At 49.0% G+C, this 20033-nt stretch carries 17 protein-coding genes; 11 read left to right on the top strand and 6 right to left on the bottom strand.

What is annotated here, in order from left to right:
- Positions 1-122 precede the first annotated feature (122 nt).
- Both DEU30_RS05320 and DEU30_RS05315 read left to right on the top strand, forming a co-directional pair.
- Complete coding sequence (locus DEU30_RS05320; RefSeq protein WP_034822047.1) at positions 123-1499, top strand: peptidoglycan DD-metalloendopeptidase family protein; 1377 nt, start codon at positions 123-125, stop codon at positions 1497-1499.
- Positions 1499-2608 carry an anhydro-N-acetylmuramic acid kinase gene (locus DEU30_RS05315; RefSeq protein WP_114981654.1) on the top strand — a complete coding sequence of 370 codons (1110 nt, stop codon included), beginning with the start codon at positions 1499-1501 and terminating at the stop codon, positions 2606-2608. Before DEU30_RS05320 ends, DEU30_RS05315 begins: the two co-directional genes overlap by 1 nt.
- A gap of 5 nt (positions 2609-2613) precedes the next feature.
- On the opposite strand, the gene pepQ is transcribed toward DEU30_RS05315, so the two are convergent.
- The 3 genes from pepQ to DEU30_RS05300 all read right to left on the bottom strand — a co-directional run bounded on the left by pepQ (position 2614) and on the right by DEU30_RS05300 (position 5168).
- Complete coding sequence (pepQ, locus tag DEU30_RS05310) at positions 2614-3930, bottom strand: Xaa-Pro dipeptidase (protein ID WP_114981653.1); 1317 nt, start codon at positions 3928-3930, stop codon at positions 2614-2616.
- Positions 3931-4014: 84 nt separating this feature from the next.
- The gene (erpA, locus tag DEU30_RS05305) at positions 4015-4365 is read right to left on the bottom strand and encodes an iron-sulfur cluster insertion protein ErpA (protein ID WP_011235467.1); all 351 of its coding nucleotides are present in this window, start codon (positions 4363-4365) and stop codon (positions 4015-4017) included.
- 56 nt (positions 4366-4421) lie between these two features.
- Positions 4422-5168 carry a DUF6776 family protein gene (locus tag DEU30_RS05300; RefSeq protein WP_011235468.1) on the bottom strand — a complete coding sequence of 249 codons (747 nt, stop codon included), beginning with the start codon at positions 5166-5168 and terminating at the stop codon, positions 4422-4424.
- Positions 5169-5263: 95 nt separating this feature from the next.
- On the opposite strand from DEU30_RS05300, the gene DEU30_RS05295 reads away from it, so the two are divergent.
- The 4 genes from DEU30_RS05295 to hemL all read left to right on the top strand — a co-directional run bounded on the left by DEU30_RS05295 (position 5264) and on the right by hemL (position 9769).
- The gene (locus tag DEU30_RS05295) at positions 5264-6958 is read left to right on the top strand and encodes a chloride channel protein (protein WP_110014308.1); all 1695 of its coding nucleotides are present in this window, start codon (positions 5264-5266) and stop codon (positions 6956-6958) included.
- Positions 6955-7386, top strand: coding sequence for a protoporphyrinogen oxidase HemJ (gene hemJ, locus DEU30_RS05290; protein ID WP_114981652.1), 432 nt, complete (start codon positions 6955-6957; stop codon positions 7384-7386). Before DEU30_RS05295 ends, hemJ begins: the two co-directional genes overlap by 4 nt.
- Before the next feature lie 70 nt (positions 7387-7456).
- Entirely contained in the window at positions 7457-8470 is a 1014-nt protein-coding gene (locus DEU30_RS05285; protein ID WP_011235471.1) for an aspartate carbamoyltransferase, read from the top strand.
- A 15-nt stretch (positions 8471-8485) separates the two neighbouring features.
- A complete protein-coding gene (gene hemL, locus DEU30_RS05280) occupies positions 8486-9769 on the top strand; it encodes a glutamate-1-semialdehyde 2,1-aminomutase (protein WP_114981651.1) in 1284 nt (427 codons plus the stop codon).
- Between the two features lie 38 nt (positions 9770-9807).
- On the opposite strand, the gene mrcB is transcribed toward hemL, so the two are convergent.
- From mrcB to pepB, 3 genes are read right to left on the bottom strand one after another with little or no spacing between them, the layout of a single operon-like run.
- Positions 9808-12075, bottom strand: coding sequence for a penicillin-binding protein 1B (mrcB, locus tag DEU30_RS05275; protein WP_114981650.1), 2268 nt, complete (start codon positions 12073-12075; stop codon positions 9808-9810).
- On the bottom strand, positions 12075-14537 hold the full coding sequence (gene hrpB, locus DEU30_RS05270; RefSeq protein WP_114981649.1) for an ATP-dependent helicase HrpB: 2463 nt from the start codon (positions 14535-14537) through the stop codon (positions 12075-12077). Before hrpB ends, mrcB begins: the two co-directional genes overlap by 1 nt.
- 6 nt (positions 14538-14543) lie before the next feature.
- Entirely contained in the window at positions 14544-15842 is a 1299-nt protein-coding gene (gene pepB, locus DEU30_RS05265; protein ID WP_011235475.1) for an aminopeptidase PepB, read from the bottom strand.
- 56 nt (positions 15843-15898) lie between these two features.
- On the opposite strand from pepB, the gene sfsA reads away from it, so the two are divergent.
- The 5 genes from sfsA (at position 15899) to folK (ending at position 20019) form a co-directional block, all read left to right on the top strand.
- Positions 15899-16603, top strand: coding sequence for a DNA/RNA nuclease SfsA (gene sfsA, locus DEU30_RS05260; RefSeq protein ID WP_011235476.1), 705 nt, complete (start codon positions 15899-15901; stop codon positions 16601-16603).
- 142 nt (positions 16604-16745) lie between these two features.
- Positions 16746-17198, top strand: a complete 453-nt coding sequence (dksA, locus tag DEU30_RS05255; protein WP_011235477.1) for an RNA polymerase-binding protein DksA — start codon at positions 16746-16748, stop codon at positions 17196-17198.
- A 6-nt stretch (positions 17199-17204) separates the two neighbouring features.
- Entirely contained in the window at positions 17205-18056 is an 852-nt protein-coding gene (gluQRS, locus tag DEU30_RS05250; protein WP_011235478.1) for a tRNA glutamyl-Q(34) synthetase GluQRS, read from the top strand.
- 150 nt (positions 18057-18206) lie between these two features.
- The gene (pcnB, locus tag DEU30_RS05245; RefSeq protein WP_041291761.1) at positions 18207-19526 is read left to right on the top strand and encodes a polynucleotide adenylyltransferase PcnB; all 1320 of its coding nucleotides are present in this window, start codon (positions 18207-18209) and stop codon (positions 19524-19526) included.
- Complete coding sequence (gene folK / locus DEU30_RS05240; RefSeq protein ID WP_011235480.1) at positions 19513-20019, top strand: 2-amino-4-hydroxy-6-hydroxymethyldihydropteridine diphosphokinase; 507 nt, start codon at positions 19513-19515, stop codon at positions 20017-20019. The genes pcnB and folK overlap by 14 nt, the downstream gene beginning before the upstream one ends.
- The last annotated feature ends 14 nt before the right edge of the window (positions 20020-20033 follow it).

The following is a 20033-nucleotide window of genomic DNA, read 5'->3' as shown; positions in this document are numbered from 1 at the left end:
CAGCCATTTTACGCCATTATTACCACTGTTTTAAGCTCAATGATCTGGTATTCTTCATTTTTTCGTATTATCCTCGAAACCATAAGGTTATTCTGTGGTCGTAAACAGGTGCGGTAATCCCCGTGTTTGCTGACACATGTTTACTGGATAATCACAATAAAGAAAGTGAAGTGCGCTATAATATGACATTAAAATCTGTCACCAAAATTCAGCGGATGTTTCTGCAACTTCCGCATTCTCATAAAATTCTGATCAGTGCGATCAGCGTTGCCCTCTTGCTATTACTGATCATTCCGTCGGAACCTGCCACGGCATCTAAGAACAGTACTTCAGCCGAGCAGTTGATGCCAGGTAAACGTTACCAGCTCGATTTAGCTTTTGAGCAACCCAGCTCAGATGAAAGTACCGAAAACTCAGAGCTGACATGGCAAACCTATCAGATTAAATCGGGTGACAGCTTAGCTAAAATATTTAGCAAAGTAGGCTTTAGTGCCCAGCAACTGTATCGCGTTACCGAGTCCGGCGATGAAGCCAAATATCTTCGTAAAGTTCACCCTGGCGATTTGCTTCGCTTTGCGACTGACAGTGACGATAACCTGGTGCAGCTAGCGCACCAGATAAACGATACAGAAACGCTTATTATCACTCGTCAAAACGACAGCTTTGTTGCTGAAATCGAAACTAAAAAAGTTGAAGTTCGTACAGAATTCACTCATGCCGTTATTGACTCCAGCTTCTGGAATGCCGGTATCGACTCGGGCTTGACTGACAACCAAATTATGCGCATTGCCAATATTTTTGGCTGGGATATCGACTTTGCCTTAGACTTGCGTAAAAACGACGAATTTAGCGTACTTTATGAAACGCACTATGTAGATGGCGAGTTTGTTGGCTACGGCAAAATTTTAGCGGCAGAGTTTGTAAACCGCGATGAGAACTTCCAGGCCATTCTTCACGATAATGGACAATATTATACGCCGAACGGCCGCGCCATGCGCAAAACCTTCCTGCGTTCACCCGTTAACTTTACCTACATAAGCTCGAGCTTCAACCCTCGCCGCTTACATCCGGTTACCGGAAGAGTGCGCCCGCACAATGGTATAGATTACGCAGCCTCTACTGGCACGCCAGTAATGTCTTCTGGTGATGGTAAAGTTATCGCGGCTGGTTATACCTCGTTGAATGGTAATTATATTTTTGTGCAACACGGCGAACGCTACGTGACTAAGTATTTACACCTTAGCCGTAAGCACGTGAAAACAGGCGACCGTGTTAAACAGGGTCAGGTAATTGGTCGCGTCGGCGCGACAGGCCGGGTAACGGGCCCACACTTACACTACGAATTCCTTGTTGACGGCGTGCACCGTAACCCTCGTACGGTGGAATTGCCGGAAGCCAAGTCGCTGGGTGAATCAGAATTACCGGCTTTCCGTCAACACGCGGATCAGGTAATGGCCATACTAAACGACAACAGACGCGTTTACCTGGCGATGCAGTAATGTTTCAGCGTTATATTGGACTGATGTCGGGCACCAGTATGGATGCGGTTGACGCGGCATTAGTCCAGATAGATGCGCAAGGCACGCCCAGACTTGAAGCTCATCACTCTTTGTCTTTCCCCCCGGAATTGCGTACTCGTTTATTGGCTTTAAGCCACACAGACAACTGGCAGGCCGATGAACTGGCCGGTTTAGACATTGCTTTTTCCGAGCTCAGTGCCAAAGTCGTAGAGCGGCTTCTTGAAAAAGTCAGTATCGCAGCAAAAGACATTACCGCCATAGCCAGTCACGGACAAACCGTTCGCCACAAGCCCAACTCAATACCAGCCTACACCTGTCAAATTGGCGACCCTACACGGTTAGCTTTGGGTACGGGTATTGATGTGATTTACGATTTTCGTCGCAAAGACATCGCCGCAGGTGGTCAGGGTGCGCCATTGGTTCCGGCTTTTCATAAGCAAGTTTTTTCCCGCAAGAATCAAAGCATTGCGGTGATTAATTTAGGTGGTATTGCCAATGTCACCTGGCTTGGCCATAACGGCAACATACTGGGCTTCGATACAGGACCTGCCAACACCTTGCTCGACCAATGGGTTCAGCATAATGACTCAAGTAAAAGCTTCGATGAAAATGCTCAGTTTGCGAGAGCAGGCAAACTTCAGCCTGACCTGCTAAAGCGTTTATTGCAGCATCCGTTTTTTGCTAAGCCAGCTCCCAAAAGTACGGGTCGCGAGGAGTTCAACTTAAAATGGCTGCAACAACAATTGGCCGGGCAGGATATATCCCCGGCTGATATACAGCGCACTTTGACCGAACTTACCGCTATTAGCATCAAAGATGCACTGACAACCCTGCCACAACAACCCGATACGGCTTATTTTTGTGGCGGAGGCACCCGAAACCCATTATTGATGGAGCGCTTAACTCAACTTTTAGCGCCGATTCAATGCGATACTACAGCGAGTTTAGGCGTTGACCCGCAATGGGTTGAGGCAATCGCTTTTGCCTGGTTAGGCTGGTGTTTCGAGCATAAAAAACCGGGCAACCAGCCTGAAGTTACAGGAGCCAGTCACCCGGTTGTTTTAGGCGCTAAAGTCCTACATCAATAGACTCTTTATTCGGCACCCAGTTCTTTAAACGCATCACGCGTCAGGTTTTCATTGCCATCGGCTCCAACCACGATGCTGTCTTCAATACGTACACCGCCGTATGGACGCAGCTCATCAACTTTCTCCCAGTTAATATCTGCGCTGTCTTTGTGCTCTTCCAGTAGCTGATCGACCACATATAAGCCCGGCTCAATTGTGAAGACGTGGCCAACTTCAATGTCTCTTAATAAGCGTAAAAACGGATGACGCTCACTGCGCTCGTAGCTGTTACCTTTGTCGTCCTTCAGGAAACCACCAACATCGTGTACCTGCAAACCAATAAAGTGCCCTAATCCATGTGGCATAAAGGCACTGGTGTAACCTTTGTCATAAATGCTTTGTGCATCACCTTTAATAAACTCAAAGTCACTTAAAATTTTCGCGACTTTCAGATGCATCGACACATGCAGGTCGTAATAGCTCACACCGGGCTTAATCTCGCTCAACAGCTCTTGTTGTGCTTTATCCATAGCTTCTACCAGATTCGCGTAGAAACCTTCTTCATAAGCGTATGAGCGGGTTATATCGGAGCAATAACCACGGTAGCGTGCGCCAGCATCTATTAAGAACGAACGGATTTGCTTAGGCGGAACAGTGTCGTATACGTCATAATGCAAAATTGCCGAGTGGCTGTTCAGCGCAACGATACTATTGTAAGGCACCTGTGACTCACGAAAGTCGATAGCGCCAAGGTAAGCATGATGTATTTCCAACTCGCTTTTACCGGCAAAAAAGGCTTCTTTTGCTGCAACATGGGCTTTTGCCGCTAAGCGGTTGGCTTCGCGCAAATTATCCACTTCCCATTGAGTTTTTATTGAGCGGTGAAAGTGCAGATGATCAATCAATGCCTGCGGGTTACGTGCTTTTACTCTCCAGTCACTGACCGGCTGTGCAAAGTCTTCACCAATAAAAGCGGACTGCTCCAAGTCGCTGCCTAAGTCTTCAGTCAGCATGCTTAAGTCGTCGATAATTTTTAAATCAACATGCTGCTGCCATTCTTCTTCCGGCACATTCACTGGAGCATGCCAAAAGTCCCGAGCCTGAAATAAGTAAACCGTAGGACGTTGGCTGCCCTTGCGATAAAAAATAGCGCTTTTGGGGCTTTCTGTGACCGGAACCCAGTATTTAAATAGCGGATTAACCCGGTACGGCGGCGCGTTATCATCGAGAAAATCAACTCGTGGCTGGCCCGAGTAAACCAGTACCGATTCAAAATTGTTGTCCTCTAACGCTTTATCAAAGCGGCTACAAACTGTCTTGATGTGTTCTGCGTACGCGCTCATAAAAAAACCTCACAAAAAATTGTGAGGTTATTCTAGCGGAAAAGCCGAAAACTTTCAGCTGTTCCCGAGGGAAGGAACTAAAGCCTAAACGGAAAAACTCGAACCGCAACCACAGGTTGTTGTGGCATTAGGGTTGTCGACAAAAAAGCGTGAACCCTGCAGTCCTTCTTCGTAGCTGACCACGCCCCCCATTAAATACTGTAAACTCATTGGATCAACCAGCAGGGTGACGCCGTTTTTTTCTATTTCCATATCACCCGGGTTTTTCTTTTCATCAAAGGTAAAACCATATTGGAAGCCCGAACAACCGCCTCCGGTTACGTAAACACGCAACTTCAAGTTTGGGTTTTCTTCTTCAGCAATCAGCTTACCCACTTTGCTTGCCGCTTGTTCAGTGAACTCAATCGGCATTGCCTGCTCTGCTGCACTGCTCATGATTTCTCTACCTTGGTTGAACTCTACTGCTATTTTCTCTTACCTGAGTATTTTGGTCAAGTATCGCCGTCACTACGCACACCGGGGTTGGCATCTCCGCGGCTAATTTCTTTCCAGAAAAAGGTTCGGTCCAGTGTCCCTCTACCACCTTTGGTTAGCTGCACTTTTACTTCAACCCGTTCTGGCACAAGCCCTTCAGGCATAAAGAAGTCGCCTTCGTACAAAGAGAAATAGCGCATAGAAAAGCTCCGTTCATCTTGCGCTATATTGGCCAGTTTCAGTAAGTCATAACGCTCTTTCTTACCATCAATGCGGCCGACCAGTTCAACTGTAACATTCCCCTGAACAAAGTTACGACGCTGCTCAATTTGCAATACCGCCAGAGAGAAATGAAAATGATTTTCTGAACGGTTCTTCGTAACCGTTAAAGAATCTATCGTAACGCCGCTTTCCTGTAGCTCCGGCGCCATAATCTTCTGATAAAACGCTAAATCTCGGCGTAAACCATAATTATCGTTCTGTAACGCACTCAACTCGTCCTGCAAACTTTGGTTTGCCGAGCGCTCAATGTCTAGCTCAACTTGCAGCACATGGCGTTGATACTCCATCTGCTCAATACGCTGATAAAGCTGCTCAAGTTGTTGCGACTGTTTGGAAACTTCTTCTTTCAAGGCTTTTGCATGCCAAACTCCGGCTAGGTAAGCCAGGTAAACAACCAAAACAGCAACACAGATCAACAACACAAATACCGGGAAAGCTCCCCAGCGCTGTTGCCAGTATTTCAGGTTAAAATAGGGCTTCATAACTTCCAGCTCATTTCCATCAAGCGTTTATGCTGATATGTTATTGATAAATATGCAAGCTCATCCCACGGTTTAAGGTAAGGATCTTATTTTAAATGGCCTCTAACTCGGTATTCCGACAGCAACTGCGCAAACAGCTGGCGACCCCGTCGACCACTATCGCCATTTGTTTAATGGGTCTTGCCGGCGGTATTCTTGCAGCTCTTATGATTGCCGGATTCCGTTTGGCGATTGAGCAAGGCGCTTATCTTGTCGGCAATGGTAGCTATTGGCAACAGCCTTTACCAACTACTTACCGCTTTTTACTCCCTATTATTGCTGCCGCCATTGTTTATGTTCTGTTTCGGCTATCGGGATCTAAACACGTGCGGATGGGTATCCCCTACGTTATCCACCGTATGAAACAGCACTACGGCATGCTGCCCTGGCGCAGTACGGTGAACCAATTCTTTGGGGGAATAATTTCATTAGTTGCCGGCTTCAGTGTCGGCCGTGAAGGGCCCGCCGTTCATTTAGGTGCAGCGGCAGCTACCTGGCTTGGTTTTCATTTCGACGCCCCTAAAAACGCCATACGAACCCTTGCCGCCTGTGGTATAGCCGCAGCTATCGCGGCCTCTTTTAATACACCTTTGGCCGCTATGGTTCTAGTAATGGAAGTGGTACTGCGGGAATACAAAGTTCACGTTTTTATACCGGTTATGCTGTCGGCGGTGGCTGGTTCGCTCATTACCGAAGAAATTTTTGGTGTCGCTTCTGAGCTGGCCGTGCTCTCAGCCCAGGATATCCCCACCACACAATTACCCTGGGTGATGCTACTGGGCGTTGTACTGGGTTTTGTCGGGGTTTTGTTCAAAAAGCTCATGCTGGATGTCATGGAAACCGTACAAGACATGTCATTGCTTACCCGTTTGCTCTTTGCCGGCCTTATAACGGCAATGCTGGCCGTCATAATTCCCAGCAGCTTAGGTCCGGGGCTTACAGCCATTGAGCAGGTATTGAATCATCAGGGTGAAATGTCGCTGCTGACCACCTTGCTCATAGCAAAGCTTTTTGCCTCAGCTATTGCTTTGGGCATGGGTATACCCGGCGGTTTAATTGGTGCCGTGTTCGGTATTGGAGCCATTATTGCAGCGGTATTTGTCGGTGCAGTTAACGGTTTGGATATTCAACAGCCACTGTCCTTCGACAGCTTCATTCTGTTGGGAATGGCAGGCATTTTAGCGGCCTGTATTCACGCACCAATGGCAGCTCTGCTCGCTATTGTCGAGTTGTCTCGCAGTGTCGAAATTATTATTCCCGCTATGCTAGTGATTGTACCTGCTTATCTCATTTCCAGTCAGTTACTGAAATCCAAATCCATTTTCATCTCCCAGCTAGAGTTGCAGGGTTTGCCTTACCAGCTGGCTCCGGTGCATGTCGCATTACAGAAAACCGGTGTTGAAAACGTCATGGAAACAGATTTCAAATTGCTGCTTGAGCCCACTCAGAACGAACTGGTTGACTCACTTGAATCTGCGCAGGCGAAAACCGTTATTGTCATGTCAGTCGATGAAGATAATCAGGCACTTTATCGTCTGGTAACTTATGATATAAACGCCGGGGACAGTCCCAGCCTGAGTTACACTCCTATCAAAGGAGTTCGGGTCACATCGACTCTGGCCGAAGTGTATGATGAAATTGGACCCAAGCGTCGGGGGGCTGTGTACATTTATGAGACCGATGATGGCCAGCCCTGTGGCATTGTTACCTGGGAACTTGTTCGTAAAGCCCTACAGAGAGAACTCGCATGACATGGATACTTTGGGTTAAAGCCCTGCACATTGCTTTTATGGTGGCCTGGTTTGCCGGCATCTTCTACTTACCACGTTTGTTTGTTTATCACGCAATGAACGCCAAGCCTGCCGTGGACGAGCAACTCTGTATAATGGAAAGGCGTTTACTGTATTTCGTCACCCCCTTTGCCATTCTTACCCTCATTTTCGGTGTGGTGCTTATTTTTGCCTACGGTTCAGCCTGGTTTGCTGCCAGTGGCTGGATGCACACTAAACTGGTACTGGTGTTACTACTTTTTGTGTATCACGGTTACTGTTTCAAACTATTGAAAGACTTTAAAACCGGCACCAACCGCCGCAGCCACCGGTTTTACCGAGTGTTTAACGAGCTCCCGGTACTGGCACTTTTCGCTATTATCATTTTAGCGGTAGTTAAGCCTTATTAGATTCTCTTGTGCCGCATGATTTGCTATAGTGTGCGCCCAGTGACATTCTGCGGCAGAGGCGCACCCAAAGATGAATTTCACCGGCTCCAACATTCTTTCTGTAAATCAGTTCAATCGCGACAGCATTGACTACATATTCTCCGTTGCGGACAAGATGCAACCTTACGCCCGACGTAAAACACGCACTCGAGTTCTTGACGGCGCTATCCTTGGTAATCTTTTCTTCGAACCTTCAACTCGTACCCGGGTAAGCTTCGGCACGGCGTTCAACCTGTTAGGGGGCGAAGTCCGTGAAACTACCGGCATGGAAAGCTCTGCCATTGCAAAGGGCGAATCGCTTTACGACACCGCTCGCGTATTAAGCAGCTACAGCGACGTTATTGCCATGCGCCACCCCAAGTCGGGCTCAGTAAAAGAGTTTGCTGAAGGCAGTCGGGTACCGGTCATTAACGGCGGTGACGGCGCAAACGAGCATCCGACTCAGGCATTGCTGGACCTTTACACTATCCAGAAAGAACTGGCGTACCATCAGCAGAGCATTGATAACATGCACATTTGCATGATTGGCGACCTGAAGTACGGACGTACAGTACATTCACTGTCCACTTTACTCTCTATGTACAAGAACATTAAGTTCACTTTAATTTCGCCACGTGAACTTTCTATGCCGGGCTCCGTATTAGATACGCTGGAAAACGCAGGTCACCGTGTAACGGTTACAGAAAAAGTCGACGGTATTGTCGACGCTGATATTGTCTATCAGACTCGCATTCAGCAAGAACGTTTTGCCAGCCCGGAAGACGCTGATCAGTATCGCGGTAAGTTTCGTTTAAATCAGGACATTTACACTAAACACTACAAACCCAATACGGTCATCATGCATCCTTTGCCGCGGGATTCGCGCGCCGAAGCTAATGAATTGGATAATGACTTAAACCAAAACCCCAACCTGGCTATTTTCCGTCAGGCTGACAACGGAGTTCTCATTCGTATGGCTCTGTTTGCATTAACACTAGGGGTCGTTGATCAGGTTGATAAACACCAATGTGATGTCATCTGGTACAGCGAAAAAAGCCAACAGTAAAGAGGTAGTTACGACATGAGTCGCTCAGAAGAATTATACACTCAAGCACAAATCAGTATCCCTGGCGGCGTTAACTCGCCGGTTCGGGCTTTTAACGGCGTTGGTGGCAGCCCCATCTTCTTTGAGAGTGCTGAAGGCGCTTATATGATTGATGCAGACGGCAAACGTTATATCGATTACGTCGGCTCATGGGGCCCAATGATTTTGGGGCATAACCACCCGGCAGTGTTAGAAGCCACCCTGCAGGCCGCCAAGCGAGGCCTGAGCTTCGGCACACCGACGGAAGTTGAAATCACCATGGCGGAGACTATTCGCAAAATAGTCCCTTCTATTGAAAAAGTGCGTATGGTGAATTCCGGTACTGAAGCCACTATGACTGCCATTCGTCTGGCACGCGGCTATACTGGTCGGGATAAAATTCTGAAGTTTGAAGGTAACTACCACGGTCATGCCGACTCCTTGCTGGTTAAAGCTGGTTCAGGTGCTTTGACTCTGGGCGTTCCTAACTCTCCCGGCATTCCGGAAGACTTTGCGAAACATACCTTAACCGCAACTTACAACGATATTGAATCGGTGAAACAGATTTTCGCTGAAATGGGCGACGAGATTGCCTGCATTATTGTTGAGCCGGTAGCCGGTAACATGAACTGTATTCCACCGGTTGACGGTTTTCTGGAAGGCTTACGCAGCATTTGTGACGACCACGGTTCAGTTCTGATTTTTGACGAAGTTATGACCGGTTTCCGTGTAGCTCCGGGCGGCGCTCAGGATCGCTATAAGATTAAACCAGACCTCACGACTTTAGGTAAAGTGATTGGCGGTGGCATGCCGGTTGGTGCCTTTGGCGGCAAAAAGGAAGTGATGGACTACATTGCGCCAGTGGGGCCCGTGTATCAGGCAGGAACCTTATCGGGTAACCCAGTCGCCATGGCAGCAGGCTTGGCAGCGTTACAGCAGTTATCCACCCCAGGGCTTTACGACCAGCTTTACCAACGCGTTGACACACTGCTTGACGGTTTACAGGAGCGTGCTGACCGGGCTGGCGTGCCAATGACAACAAATCGCGCCGGTTCTATGTTTGGTTTCTTTTTTACTGAAGAGCCCGAAGTAACCACTTACGCTCAGGCCACACAGTGTAATATGGAGCACTTTAAGACGTTTTATCACGCCATGTTAGAGCAAGGCGTGTATCTTGCGCCATCGGCCTTTGAAGGCGGCTTTATGTCGGCAGCGCACAGCGAAGAAGACATTCAAAACACTCTGAATGCCGCTGAAAAAGCTTTTGCTAAGTTAGCGTAACACTACGGCTGTAGCGCCTGGCCTTGGCCCGGGCGCTTTTAGCCACCAAATAAACGTTCCCACCAGCTTTTCTCGCGGATAGTGCCTTCACAGGTAATATCCTCGGGGAGCCTGATTTCCTCAGCCGGTAATTTCCGACCATTGTTGCAGTCTTCAGGAATTCGCTGTCCCGTTGTCGGGTGAAAATTTTGCATTTGCAGAGGCTCCGGTACATCTAAAGCCATGCTCAACGGCGGTAAGTAATCATAAAAATCCGCCACAACTTTGAGAGCGCCGCTACTTCCGGTTAAGCCAACCGGCTGGTTATCATCACGACCTAACCAAACCGTAACCACGTGCTCACCATCTACTGCAACAAACCAGCTGTCGCGATAATCATTCGTTGTACCTGTCTTGCCACCAACTACCTGACCGGCTAAAGCACGTTGCAGACGACTTGCGGTACCCTCAGCCACCACTCCCCGTAAACCATAGCGAGTCAGATAAGACACATTTTTATCGAAAACCACATCTGCTTCAGACTTCTGACGCCGATACAGCACTTCGCCCTGATGGGTGGTGATAGACGACACCGCAGCTAAAGGCTGATAACGGCCATCATTCATAAGCGCACTGTATATTCGTGTCACCGCTACGGGAGACAACGATGCTGATCCTAAAGTCAACGATGGATAGGCTTGTAACGGCGTTGTCACACCTAATTCGCGTAAGTAACTCACTAACTGGTCTATACCCACTTCAATGCCCACCCGAACTGCCGGTAAGTTGCGCGACTGAACCAACGCATCGTACAACAGCAAACTACCATCAAACTCTTTATCGTAGTTTTGCGGCTTCCATTCTTTTCCCTTTTTATCCGATAAAGTAATGGGTTCATCTGCAACCGGCGTGTGCAGACCAATGTCTGAATCCTGCATCGCGGCTGCGTATATAATAGGCTTCATTAATGAGCCTATTGGCCGCAGTGCCAGCAACGCCCGGTTATAACCTATAGCCTGACTTAAGCGGCCACCAGCGAGCGCGCTAATAGTGCCGTTGCGGTAATCAGCAACGACCATTGCCCCTTCTAACTTTTCATCTTCGCCGTCAGCCATAAGCTGTTGTGCTAACGAGCGTTGTACTGCATTTTGTGCATCCACCTGCAAATGCGTGAAGATTTTCAGCCCAGTTTCCTGCCAGTCTTCCGGCAGAATAATACGCTTCATTTCCCGACGTACTAAGTCCATATAATGGGGGTAAGGATGCTCAACCAGACGGCGGCTTTCTTTAACGTCAAGCGCCTGTTCAACCGCAGCAACGTAGTTATCTTTACCGAGTAAATCCTGTTCAAACATGACTTTAAGCACGGTGTCCCTGCGGCTACGGGCACGCTCCGGGTAGCGTCTTGGGTCATAATAAGAAGGCCCCTTTATCATCCCCACCATTAAAGCAATTTCGCTTGGGTTCAGCTCCTGCACCTGCTTACCAAAATAAAACTGACTGGCAAGTCCTATACCGTGAATAGCGTTGCTTCCGTCCTGGCCAAAGTACACTTCGTTCAGGTAGGTCTCTAATATGGTGTTTTTATCAAAACGGTAATCGATAACCAGCGACATCATGGCTTCGTGAAACTTACGCCATAACGTCTGGTCTCGGCTCAGGTAGAGGTTTTTGACCAGCTGCTGAGTCAGCGTAGAACCGCCCTGAACCGTCCTGCCTGCTTTCAGGTTGGCAGCCAACGCCCTTAAAATTGACCAGGGCGATACCCCCTGATGATGATAAAAATTTCTGTCTTCAACTTTTAATAGGGTTTCAATGAGTAAGTTAGGCACGACTTCCAGCCCAACTAACAAACGGTCTTCTTTACTTAAGGTACTAATGCGGCCTATTAGCTCAGGTTCCAGGCGAAAGCTTTCCAGCTCTCTGCCACTGGGCCAGCTCTTAATAGACTTAATTCGGTCGCCGTGAAAGTTGATTTGCACTCTTTGCGCCATTTGCGGCCCATCGGAAAAGTCGAAAGGTCGACGATGCACCATGACATTATTTTTACCCACCGAGTAGTAACCCGACTGCTCGGTATTACTATTACGCTGATAACCGACTCGCTCCAGAATGCCGACTAGCCGTTGCAACCGCATAGGATGATTGTTTCTCAGCGTTACCTCATCCGCGTAAACCAAAGCAGGGGCCTGATAGCGCTTGTTACTAAAATGACGGGATAAACTGGCATCCAGATAAATGGCATAAAGCCCAATAACGGCGATAAGTACCAGCCCTATCTTAAAGCTTGTCCAGAATAGGTATTGAAACCATCGACTTTTTATCACTACTGCTGCCTTTTGGTTTTAAACGTTGCGGTTGCATTCAGAGGGTCTTCGGGCCACGGATGCTTAGGATAGCGACCGCGCATTTCTTTGCGCACGTCGGCGTAAGCATTTTGCCAGAAACTCGCGAGATCATTGGTTCGCTGTAACAAACGCCCTGCCGGCGACAGAAGATCAACGGTCACAACTTGTCGGTTATCGATAATTTTAGGCGACTCAGAGACACCAAACATTTCCTGTAATTTGACCTCAACCCGGGGGGTGTCGTCCAGATAATTTATAAACACTTTACGTTCTGTCGGAGTTTGCCACCATTCAGGACAGGCCGTATTAAGACGTTGCAGTTCTGAGTAGTCGAGAAAATAACACAAGGCCTCGTATGGATCCCACTGCTGCAATTGTTTTAGTGACCGGAAATTCGTCCAATACGGCGCCGCCCAGCGCTCCAGGCTATTAAGTAATCCTGCATCGCCCATGTCGTAGGCGCTCAGCTCTCCGGCTTGTTGCAACCAGTAGACCCGCCGTTGTAGCTGTTTCGCGCGTTGACTCCAGTTGAGTTTATCCAGTCCTTTATCGCGCAACCACAGGCAGAAGGCTTCGGCTTTTTGTTCATTGGAAACCTGTCCACTATTAGTAGTCTGGCTGAGTACCAAGGAGCCCAGTTGAGTACGAGTTATTTGTCGCAGTTGTTGCTGCTCACCTACCCATTCAGCTGTTTGCAAGGTCTGCAAAGGAATGCCTGCTTCTTTCAGTAACGCCCGGGCATCGTCCACAGGTAACAGGCAGCGGCTGCGGCCTATCGTGTCTTGCTCATGAAAGGTGACATCAAAAATAATTGCCCAGGCTGGCTGCTTAAGGCGACTGCTGTCGCCACTGACCCGACCACCACAAGCCAGTTGAAAGTCACCTCGGCTGACATCGTACTTTGCAACTCGGTCGGGGTAACCCTGCAGTAAGGCGACGGCAAGTCCTTCTGCACTGGCTTCTGCGGTTTCTGCAGCTTCTTTCAGCCCAAAATGGTTTAACCAATAGCGCCAGCGTTGTTGCCACAAAGGCGCCTGGTTTCGTTGTTGATAATGCTGCTGGGTACGTTCAGACAGATCGACTGATTTTATGCTAGTTTGCGGCTCTTCCAGTGTCGCCAGAACACGAGCCATAGCGGCTTGCTGCTCGTTCTTCAGCATTTTGGCTGCATCCGCCACCAGTAAAATTCTGGGATCAAAACCGCCGGACTCCAGCTGACGGGCTTTTGCGGTTAACTGCCCCTGCCTTATTAAGCCGGTACTGGCTAAAAAATCGGTCGCCGCGGCACAATGCCCCGGGTCAGGCTGAGAAAACCAGGCCAGTTGGCTCACCTCACGGCCCCAGCGCAACACATCCAGTACCAGTGCTGATAAATCCTGAGTGGCAACGTCCGGAGGCGCATAATCGGCAAAGCCATGCTCGTCGGAGCGCGCCCACAAACGAAAACATTGCCCCGCCTGCTGACGACCCGCACGCCCGGCACGCTGTGTTGCTGAAGCTTTAGCAATACGTTGCGTCGTTAACTGGCTTAATCCGTATTGAGGCAGGTACTGAGCCCGGCGCTCGCGACCACTGTCGACAACCACATCAATACCGTCCAGAGTTAAGCTGGTTTCGGCAATATTAGTTGCCAGAATAATGCGTTTTTCGTCCGATGCTTTTAATACTTGCCGCTGTTGCTGCAAGGGGATACGCCCATGCAGGGGTAAGATGAGTGTGCCCGGCGGCATTCGCTGACTCAGTTCAGTCGCAATCTTTTGTATTTCATAAACGCCCGGCAGGAAAACCAGAACACCTTTTTCGGCAGCAGCAAAGGCTTCGACAACCACTTTGGGTAATTCAGCCAGCCATTGAGTAACATGAGATGCTGGGCGATAGTGATACTCAACCGGATAACTGCGGCCTTCGCTGCGCAAAACCTGCACCTGATCACAGTAATTCTCTAGCCAGAGTTTCAGATTTTCTGCGGGCAAGGTGGCCGACATAATCAGCAGGTTTAAATCCGGACGCAATGGCAGGGCATCAATCACCAGCGCCAGACTTAAGTCACTGTGCAAATTGCGCTCGTGGAATTCATCGAAGATCAGCGTGCCAATGCCGCTAAGTTCAGGATCGTCCTGCAGCCATCGAACCAATACACCTTCCGTAATGATAAGTAACTTAGTTGCCTTACTGCGCTTGCTGTCGCCGCGCACCGTATAGCCGACCTGCTCACCCACCGGTTCTCCCAACTGCTTAGCCAAATAATGAGCAATATTCAGCGCAGCAACACGCCGGGGCTGCAGCATGACAATAAGGCCGTCATCGGCAATACCCTGCTGCAACAGAAATAACGGAAGTTGTGTTGATTTGCCGGCACCGGGCGGTGCCTCAATAACGACACGTGCTGCCGGAAAGGCTTTCGCCAGCTCTGGCAGCACGCTCTCAATTGGCAAGGTCATGCCAAATTAATCACCTTGTACGGTTGCGGCTATGGTGCGCACACCGGCGGCGGTAGCGCCTGTCGCCCACATAGAGGTCGCCGATTTTTGGTAAGCGCCAGCTAAATCGAAGTGCAGCCAGCCTTTGCCGCTGTTCGGCGCAAAGCGCAGTAAAAAGCCTGCGGCGTTGCTTGCACCACCGGCACCACCGCCTTTTTGCGGACGGCTGTTTGCCGTATCAGCAAAAGCTGACGGACAGTTTTCACTATGCCATGGGGCTAAAGGTAAGCGCCACAATAGCTCATTTTCTTTATCCGCATTAGCCAATGCTTTAGTGGCAGCCACTTCATCCACACTAAACAGCGCGTTGTATTCATTACCAACCGCCATTTGCGCGGCGCCGGTCAGCGTTGCCGCATCAATAATCTGTTTCGCACCAAACTCACCCGCTGCCTGTAAGCCATCGGCCAGCACCAGACGACCTTCGGCATCGGTATTAACAACTTCAACCGTCAGGCCGTTTTTATAGCGAATAATGTCGCCTAATTTGTACGCGCGACCATCAATCATGTTTTCGGCACAGCAAAGAATGAGCTTCACGCGCTTGTTCAGACCCCGGCGTATTGCCAGCGACAATGCACCGGATACGGTAGCTGCACCACCCATGTCGCACTTCATAGCGAGCATGCCTTCGCTCGGCTTAATACTGTAACCACCACTGTCGTAGGTAATACCCTTACCTATTAACGCAGTTTCTACTGGCGCATTCTCATCGCCGGTTGGGTTGTAATCTAATACCAATAAGCCTGGTGCGTGCTGACTGGCACGACCTACGGTGTAAATTCCCATCCAGCCAGCATCTTTCAGCGCTTCACCTTTTATAAATTCCGCACTGATGGCGTCTGGCGCCAGAGCCTTAAAGTGTTCGGTTACACGTTGCGCCAAACTTTCAGGGTAAATTTCTTCCGCTGACAAATTGGTCAGTTCACGGCTGAAACGAGTCGCTTCACGCATGGCATCAAGTTCTTTGACTGCAGGCTCGTCAGTTTTATTCCAGATAACCTGATTGGTCGACAAGGTTGAAGTAAAACCTTGTGACAACGCCCACTGACGCTCCAGGTTCCAGTCACTGCCGGCAGCTTCAATGGTTACTGCTCCGGTGTTGTCCAGAGTCCGGCCTGCTTTCTGAATACGCCGCAAGTTTTCAGCTTCATCTTCAACTAAGATGATTTGTGCTTTGTTGTCACCAAAGACTAAGTTTGATTTTGGATTCCAATAACTTGCGGGGGCTTCCTGAGTTAAATAGATTGCGAGTGCGCTGGACATTCTGTACCTCTCCCGATAATTTGCTGTCTGTTTATACTAGAGTTATGAGGTCTCTGATGCAATTTAACAAGCCCCTGCGCCAGGGAGTTTTGCAAAAAAGATACAAACGTTTTCTCGCCGACATTGATTTTGGTGACAACGAAACGACGACAACCCACTGCCCTAATACCGGAGCCATGACCGGGTGTGCAGAGCCTGGCTTTACAGCCTGGTGCAGTGTTTCCGATAATCCCAAACGTAAATACTCACTGACCTGGGAGCTCGCTCAGAATAACAACGGTGAAATGATTGTAGTCAATACACAGCACGCTAACCGCATGGCCGGAGAATTACTACAAACCAACCTTGTACCTGAATTAAGCCAGTGGCAAGAGCTGAAACCAGAGCAACGCTACGGTAAGGAAAAAAGCCGCATCGACTGGTGGGGCGTAGACCAGCATAACCGTGAATGCTTTATTGAAGTAAAAAGCGTCACTTTAGCGGACGCAAGTCAAGGTTACTTTCCCGACGCAGTCAGCCAACGCGCTCACAAACACCTTAATGAACTGATGCAGGTTGTGGCCGATGGTCATCGCGCAGTGCAGCTTTACATGGTAATGCACGACGGTATCGAACGAGTTTCTCCCGCCGCACATATTGACAGCCAGTATGCTGAGCTGTGTAGAAAAGCAGCGTCAGTCGGAGTCGAGTTTTATGCAGTAAAGTGCCGCGCGTCGGCGAAAGAAATAAAACTGGAGAGACCAGTTCCCGTAAGCCTTTAAAACTCAATGCCTTCACAATTTCACCGCAGAAATTTAATCCGAATGACGTTGCCAACCGTAAACCTTTCTGGTATACGTAGCGTCCTTTTTTTAATGTACTGCTTTTTAAGCACTCTTTTATAGAGAATGTAGGAGATCCATGATGCCTCAAGGCAAGGATAAGAAAACCCATGGCATCCTGGCGATGGCCGGCCTGGAGCCGTATCAGGAAAAACAGGGCGAAGAGTACATGAACGATGCGCAACGTTCGCATTTTCGTCGTATTCTGGAAGAATGGCGTCGTCAATTACGTCAGGAAGTTGATCGCACAGTGCATCATATGAAAGACGAAGCAGCGAACTTCCCTGATCCGGTAGACCGCGCTGCGCAGGAAGAAGAATTCAGTATCGAACTGCGTACACGTGACCGTGAGCGTAAGTTGATTAAGAAGATTGAAAAAACCTTACAAAAGATAGAAGAAGATGATTTTGGCTTTTGCGAATCGTGCGGAATTGAAATTGGTATCCGCCGTTTAGAAGCTCGCCCAACAGCTGACCAGTGCGTCGACTGTAAAACGCTGGCCGAGATGAAAGAGAAGCAAATGACCGGAGCCTAAAGGCTCATGTATCGTGGCCGTTTCGCTCCAACGCCTTCAGGGCCTTTGCACCTGGGATCATTAGTAGCTGCCGTTGGTAGCTACTTAGATGCTAAAGCGCATAGAGGTGAGTGGCTGGTTCGCATTGAAGATGTCGATAAACCGCGAGCCGTGCCCGGAGCGGCCGATACTATTTTAACGCAGTTGGAAGCCCATGGTTTAGAATGGGACGGTTCCGTTTTATACCAAAGCCAGCGCGATTCGGTTTACCAGCATCAGCTCAATCAGCTGGAAAACGCTCAACGTCTTTATCAATGCGACTGCAGTCGCCGGGCTATTCGTGCCCGCAGCGATCACTACGATGGCTACTGTCGTAACCGCCAGCCTCGTTCAACCCCTTACGCCCTGCGCTTCATTAATAATAACCCGGTTGATACATTTAATGACCGCGCACACGGCTTATTAGAAGATCACTCAGCCTCAGTCAGTGAAGACTTCGTACTTAAACGTCGCGACGGATTGTATGCTTACCAGCTGGCTGTGGTCGTTGATGATATTGAACAGGGTATTACCGATATTGTGCGTGGCAGCGACTTGATAACTCCAAGCTTCTGGCAGCTGACTTTATGGCAGTATTTCACCGGAAAGCAGCCGAGAATGATGCACTTACCTCTGATAATGAATGACGATGGACTCAAATTGAGTAAGCAAAACCATGCACCGTCAATTGAGTCCAGCCAGGCAAGAAATAACCTTTTCACAGCGCTGGATTATCTGGGTATTAAACCAGAATCAGAGCTGCGACACAGCCCTGTCAGTGAAATATTGCAACAGGCGTTGCAAAGTTGGTGCAAAAAGTGGCATATAGCAGGTCGTTAACGGTACAATATGCAGACAACAACTGATTCTAAATAAAAACAATGGTAAGGGAGAACCACCATTATTAAGCGAATAAAAGCACTGGCAAAGCGCGCCTTTTCCAGTAAAGCGGCAGAGCCTGAATCCAGCCGGTTACCCAAATTACAAGTTATCTCACGGGACAAACATCCAGTATCCCGCAACGATATCAGTAAAAATGCAATAAAGGTTCTTTACCGCCTGCACAACAGTGGTTTTGAAGCCTATCTGGTTGGCGGCTGCATCCGCGATATTCTTCTGGGGCTTGAACCAAAAGATTTTGATGTCACCACTAATGCCACACCAGAGCAAATTAAGTCCCTATTTCGTAACTGTCGCCTAATTGGTCGTCGCTTCCGCCTGGCCCATGTGGTGTTTGGAAAAGAAGTTATTGAAGTTGCGACTTTCCGCGGCCACCACGGTGCCAGCCCGCAGGAAGAAAATAAGAAAAACCGCACGGCAGACCAGGACGAGCACGGTCAGCTGGTTCGCGATAATGTCTATGGCAGCATAGAAGAAGACGCCGAGCGTCGCGACTTTACCGCCAATGCGCTGTATTACAATATCGCTGACTTCGCCATTTACGATTTTGCCAACGGCGTTGATGACATTAACGCTGGCATTTTGCGGATGATTGGTGACCCGGAAGTGCGCTACCGTGAAGATCCGGTACGCATGCTTCGCGCCGTTCGCTTTGCCACAAAACTGAATATGCAAATGGATAACTCGGTCAGCGGCCCGTTAAAAGAACTTGCGCCGTTACTGATAAACATTCCACCGGCGCGTTTGTTTGACGAATTCCTGAAAATGTTTATGTCGGGTAAAGCAGAAGCTAACTTCCTGATGATGAAAGATTTCGGACTGTTTCAGCAGTTATTCCCAATGCTGAAAGATTACGTCGCTGACGAACAAAGCCCGGCCTACCAAATGATGCTGAAAGCCTTTAAAGACACCGACAGACGCATTGCAGAAGAGCAGCGTGTTACTCCGGCCTATTTAATTGCCGTGTTGTTGTGGTGGCCATTACAGGCTCGGCGCGAACAACTTGAGAACGAAGGTGGCCTGCCACCTATGGACGCATTAAACGTTGCCGCCGCTGATGTTATTCACAGACAGTCGCAACGCGTTTCATTACCCAAACGGTTCAGTCTGCCAGCCAGAGATATCTGGCAGTTACAGCGTCGTTTGAATATCACTAAAGGCGTACGCGCTCAAAAAGTGCTTGAGCATAAACGGTTCCGTGCGGCCTACGACTTTTTATTGTTACGCTCTTATGCGGAAAATAGCGATAAAAAATTAGCCGGGCTGGCAGAGCACTGGAGTAAAGCGCAGGACAACCCGGCGCAATTAAAGTCCTCAAAGCCGGAAGCGGGATCAGGCCGACGCAAACCGCGCCGTCGTCGTGGTCCACGCCGTAAGCCTCAGGAAAATAAAGGTAATGACGCAACATAAAGCCTTTATTGCGCTGGGTAGTAACCTGGGTAAGCCGATGGACAATATTCTGTCGGCTTTAAAGGCGCTGAATAATGATTCTCGCTGGCAACTATTAGCTTATTCCTCTCTTTACGGTAGCAAACCTATGGGCCCGCAAGACCAGCCCGATTACGTTAATGCAGTTTGTTCCGTAAGCACTAGCTTACCGGCGGCCGAGCTTTTGCAAGCCTTACACGATATAGAAGATGCTTTTGGTCGTAAACGAGTCAGGCATTGGGGCGAGCGCACGCTGGACCTGGACCTGCTGCTGTTTGATGAGCAGCAACATCAATCGGACTCTCTCAGGGTTCCTCACCCGGGGTTATATGAACGCAGCTTTGTACTTTATCCTTTGGTCGAAATAGCCGCCGACAAACTTTTGCCTAATGGCAATACCGCAAAACAACAAACAGAGACTCTTACCGAAGAGGGTCTGGACGTGCTAATCTGTCGGTCTGATATAACCATCTAAAACTGCTGAAGGTG

This window comes from Idiomarina sp. 017G, assembly GCF_004362265.1.
Classification (GTDB): domain Bacteria; phylum Pseudomonadota; class Gammaproteobacteria; order Enterobacterales; family Alteromonadaceae; genus Idiomarina; species Idiomarina loihiensis.
The sequence above is the reverse complement of the archived record's forward strand: the minus strand, read 5'-3'. Positions and strand labels throughout refer to the sequence as shown.

Excerpts from the sequence above, each read along its gene's own strand:
- DEU30_RS05315 (WP_114981654.1), top strand. The coding sequence starts at position 1,499 with ATGTTTCAGCGTTATATTGGACTGATGTCGGGCACCAGTATGGATGCG.
- pepQ (WP_114981653.1), bottom strand. The coding sequence starts at position 3,930 with ATGAGCGCGTACGCAGAACACATCAAGACAGTTTGTAGCCGCTTTGAT.
- erpA (WP_011235467.1), bottom strand. The coding sequence starts at position 4,365 with ATGAGCAGTGCAGCAGAGCAGGCAATGCCGATTGAGTTCACTGAACAA.
- DEU30_RS05300 (WP_011235468.1), bottom strand. The coding sequence starts at position 5,168 with ATGAAGCCCTATTTTAACCTGAAATACTGGCAACAGCGCTGGGGAGCT.
- DEU30_RS05295 (WP_110014308.1), top strand. The coding sequence starts at position 5,264 with ATGGCCTCTAACTCGGTATTCCGACAGCAACTGCGCAAACAGCTGGCG.
- hemJ (WP_114981652.1), top strand. The coding sequence starts at position 6,955 with ATGACATGGATACTTTGGGTTAAAGCCCTGCACATTGCTTTTATGGTG.
- DEU30_RS05285 (WP_011235471.1), top strand. The coding sequence starts at position 7,457 with ATGAATTTCACCGGCTCCAACATTCTTTCTGTAAATCAGTTCAATCGC.
- hemL (WP_114981651.1), top strand. The coding sequence starts at position 8,486 with ATGAGTCGCTCAGAAGAATTATACACTCAAGCACAAATCAGTATCCCT.
- hrpB (WP_114981649.1), bottom strand. The coding sequence starts at position 14,537 with ATGACCTTGCCAATTGAGAGCGTGCTGCCAGAGCTGGCGAAAGCCTTT.
- pepB (WP_011235475.1), bottom strand. The coding sequence starts at position 15,842 with ATGTCCAGCGCACTCGCAATCTATTTAACTCAGGAAGCCCCCGCAAGT.
- sfsA (WP_011235476.1), top strand. The coding sequence starts at position 15,899 with ATGCAATTTAACAAGCCCCTGCGCCAGGGAGTTTTGCAAAAAAGATAC.
- dksA (WP_011235477.1), top strand. The coding sequence starts at position 16,746 with ATGCCTCAAGGCAAGGATAAGAAAACCCATGGCATCCTGGCGATGGCC.
- gluQRS (WP_011235478.1), top strand. The coding sequence starts at position 17,205 with ATGTATCGTGGCCGTTTCGCTCCAACGCCTTCAGGGCCTTTGCACCTG.
- folK (WP_011235480.1), top strand. The coding sequence starts at position 19,513 with ATGACGCAACATAAAGCCTTTATTGCGCTGGGTAGTAACCTGGGTAAG.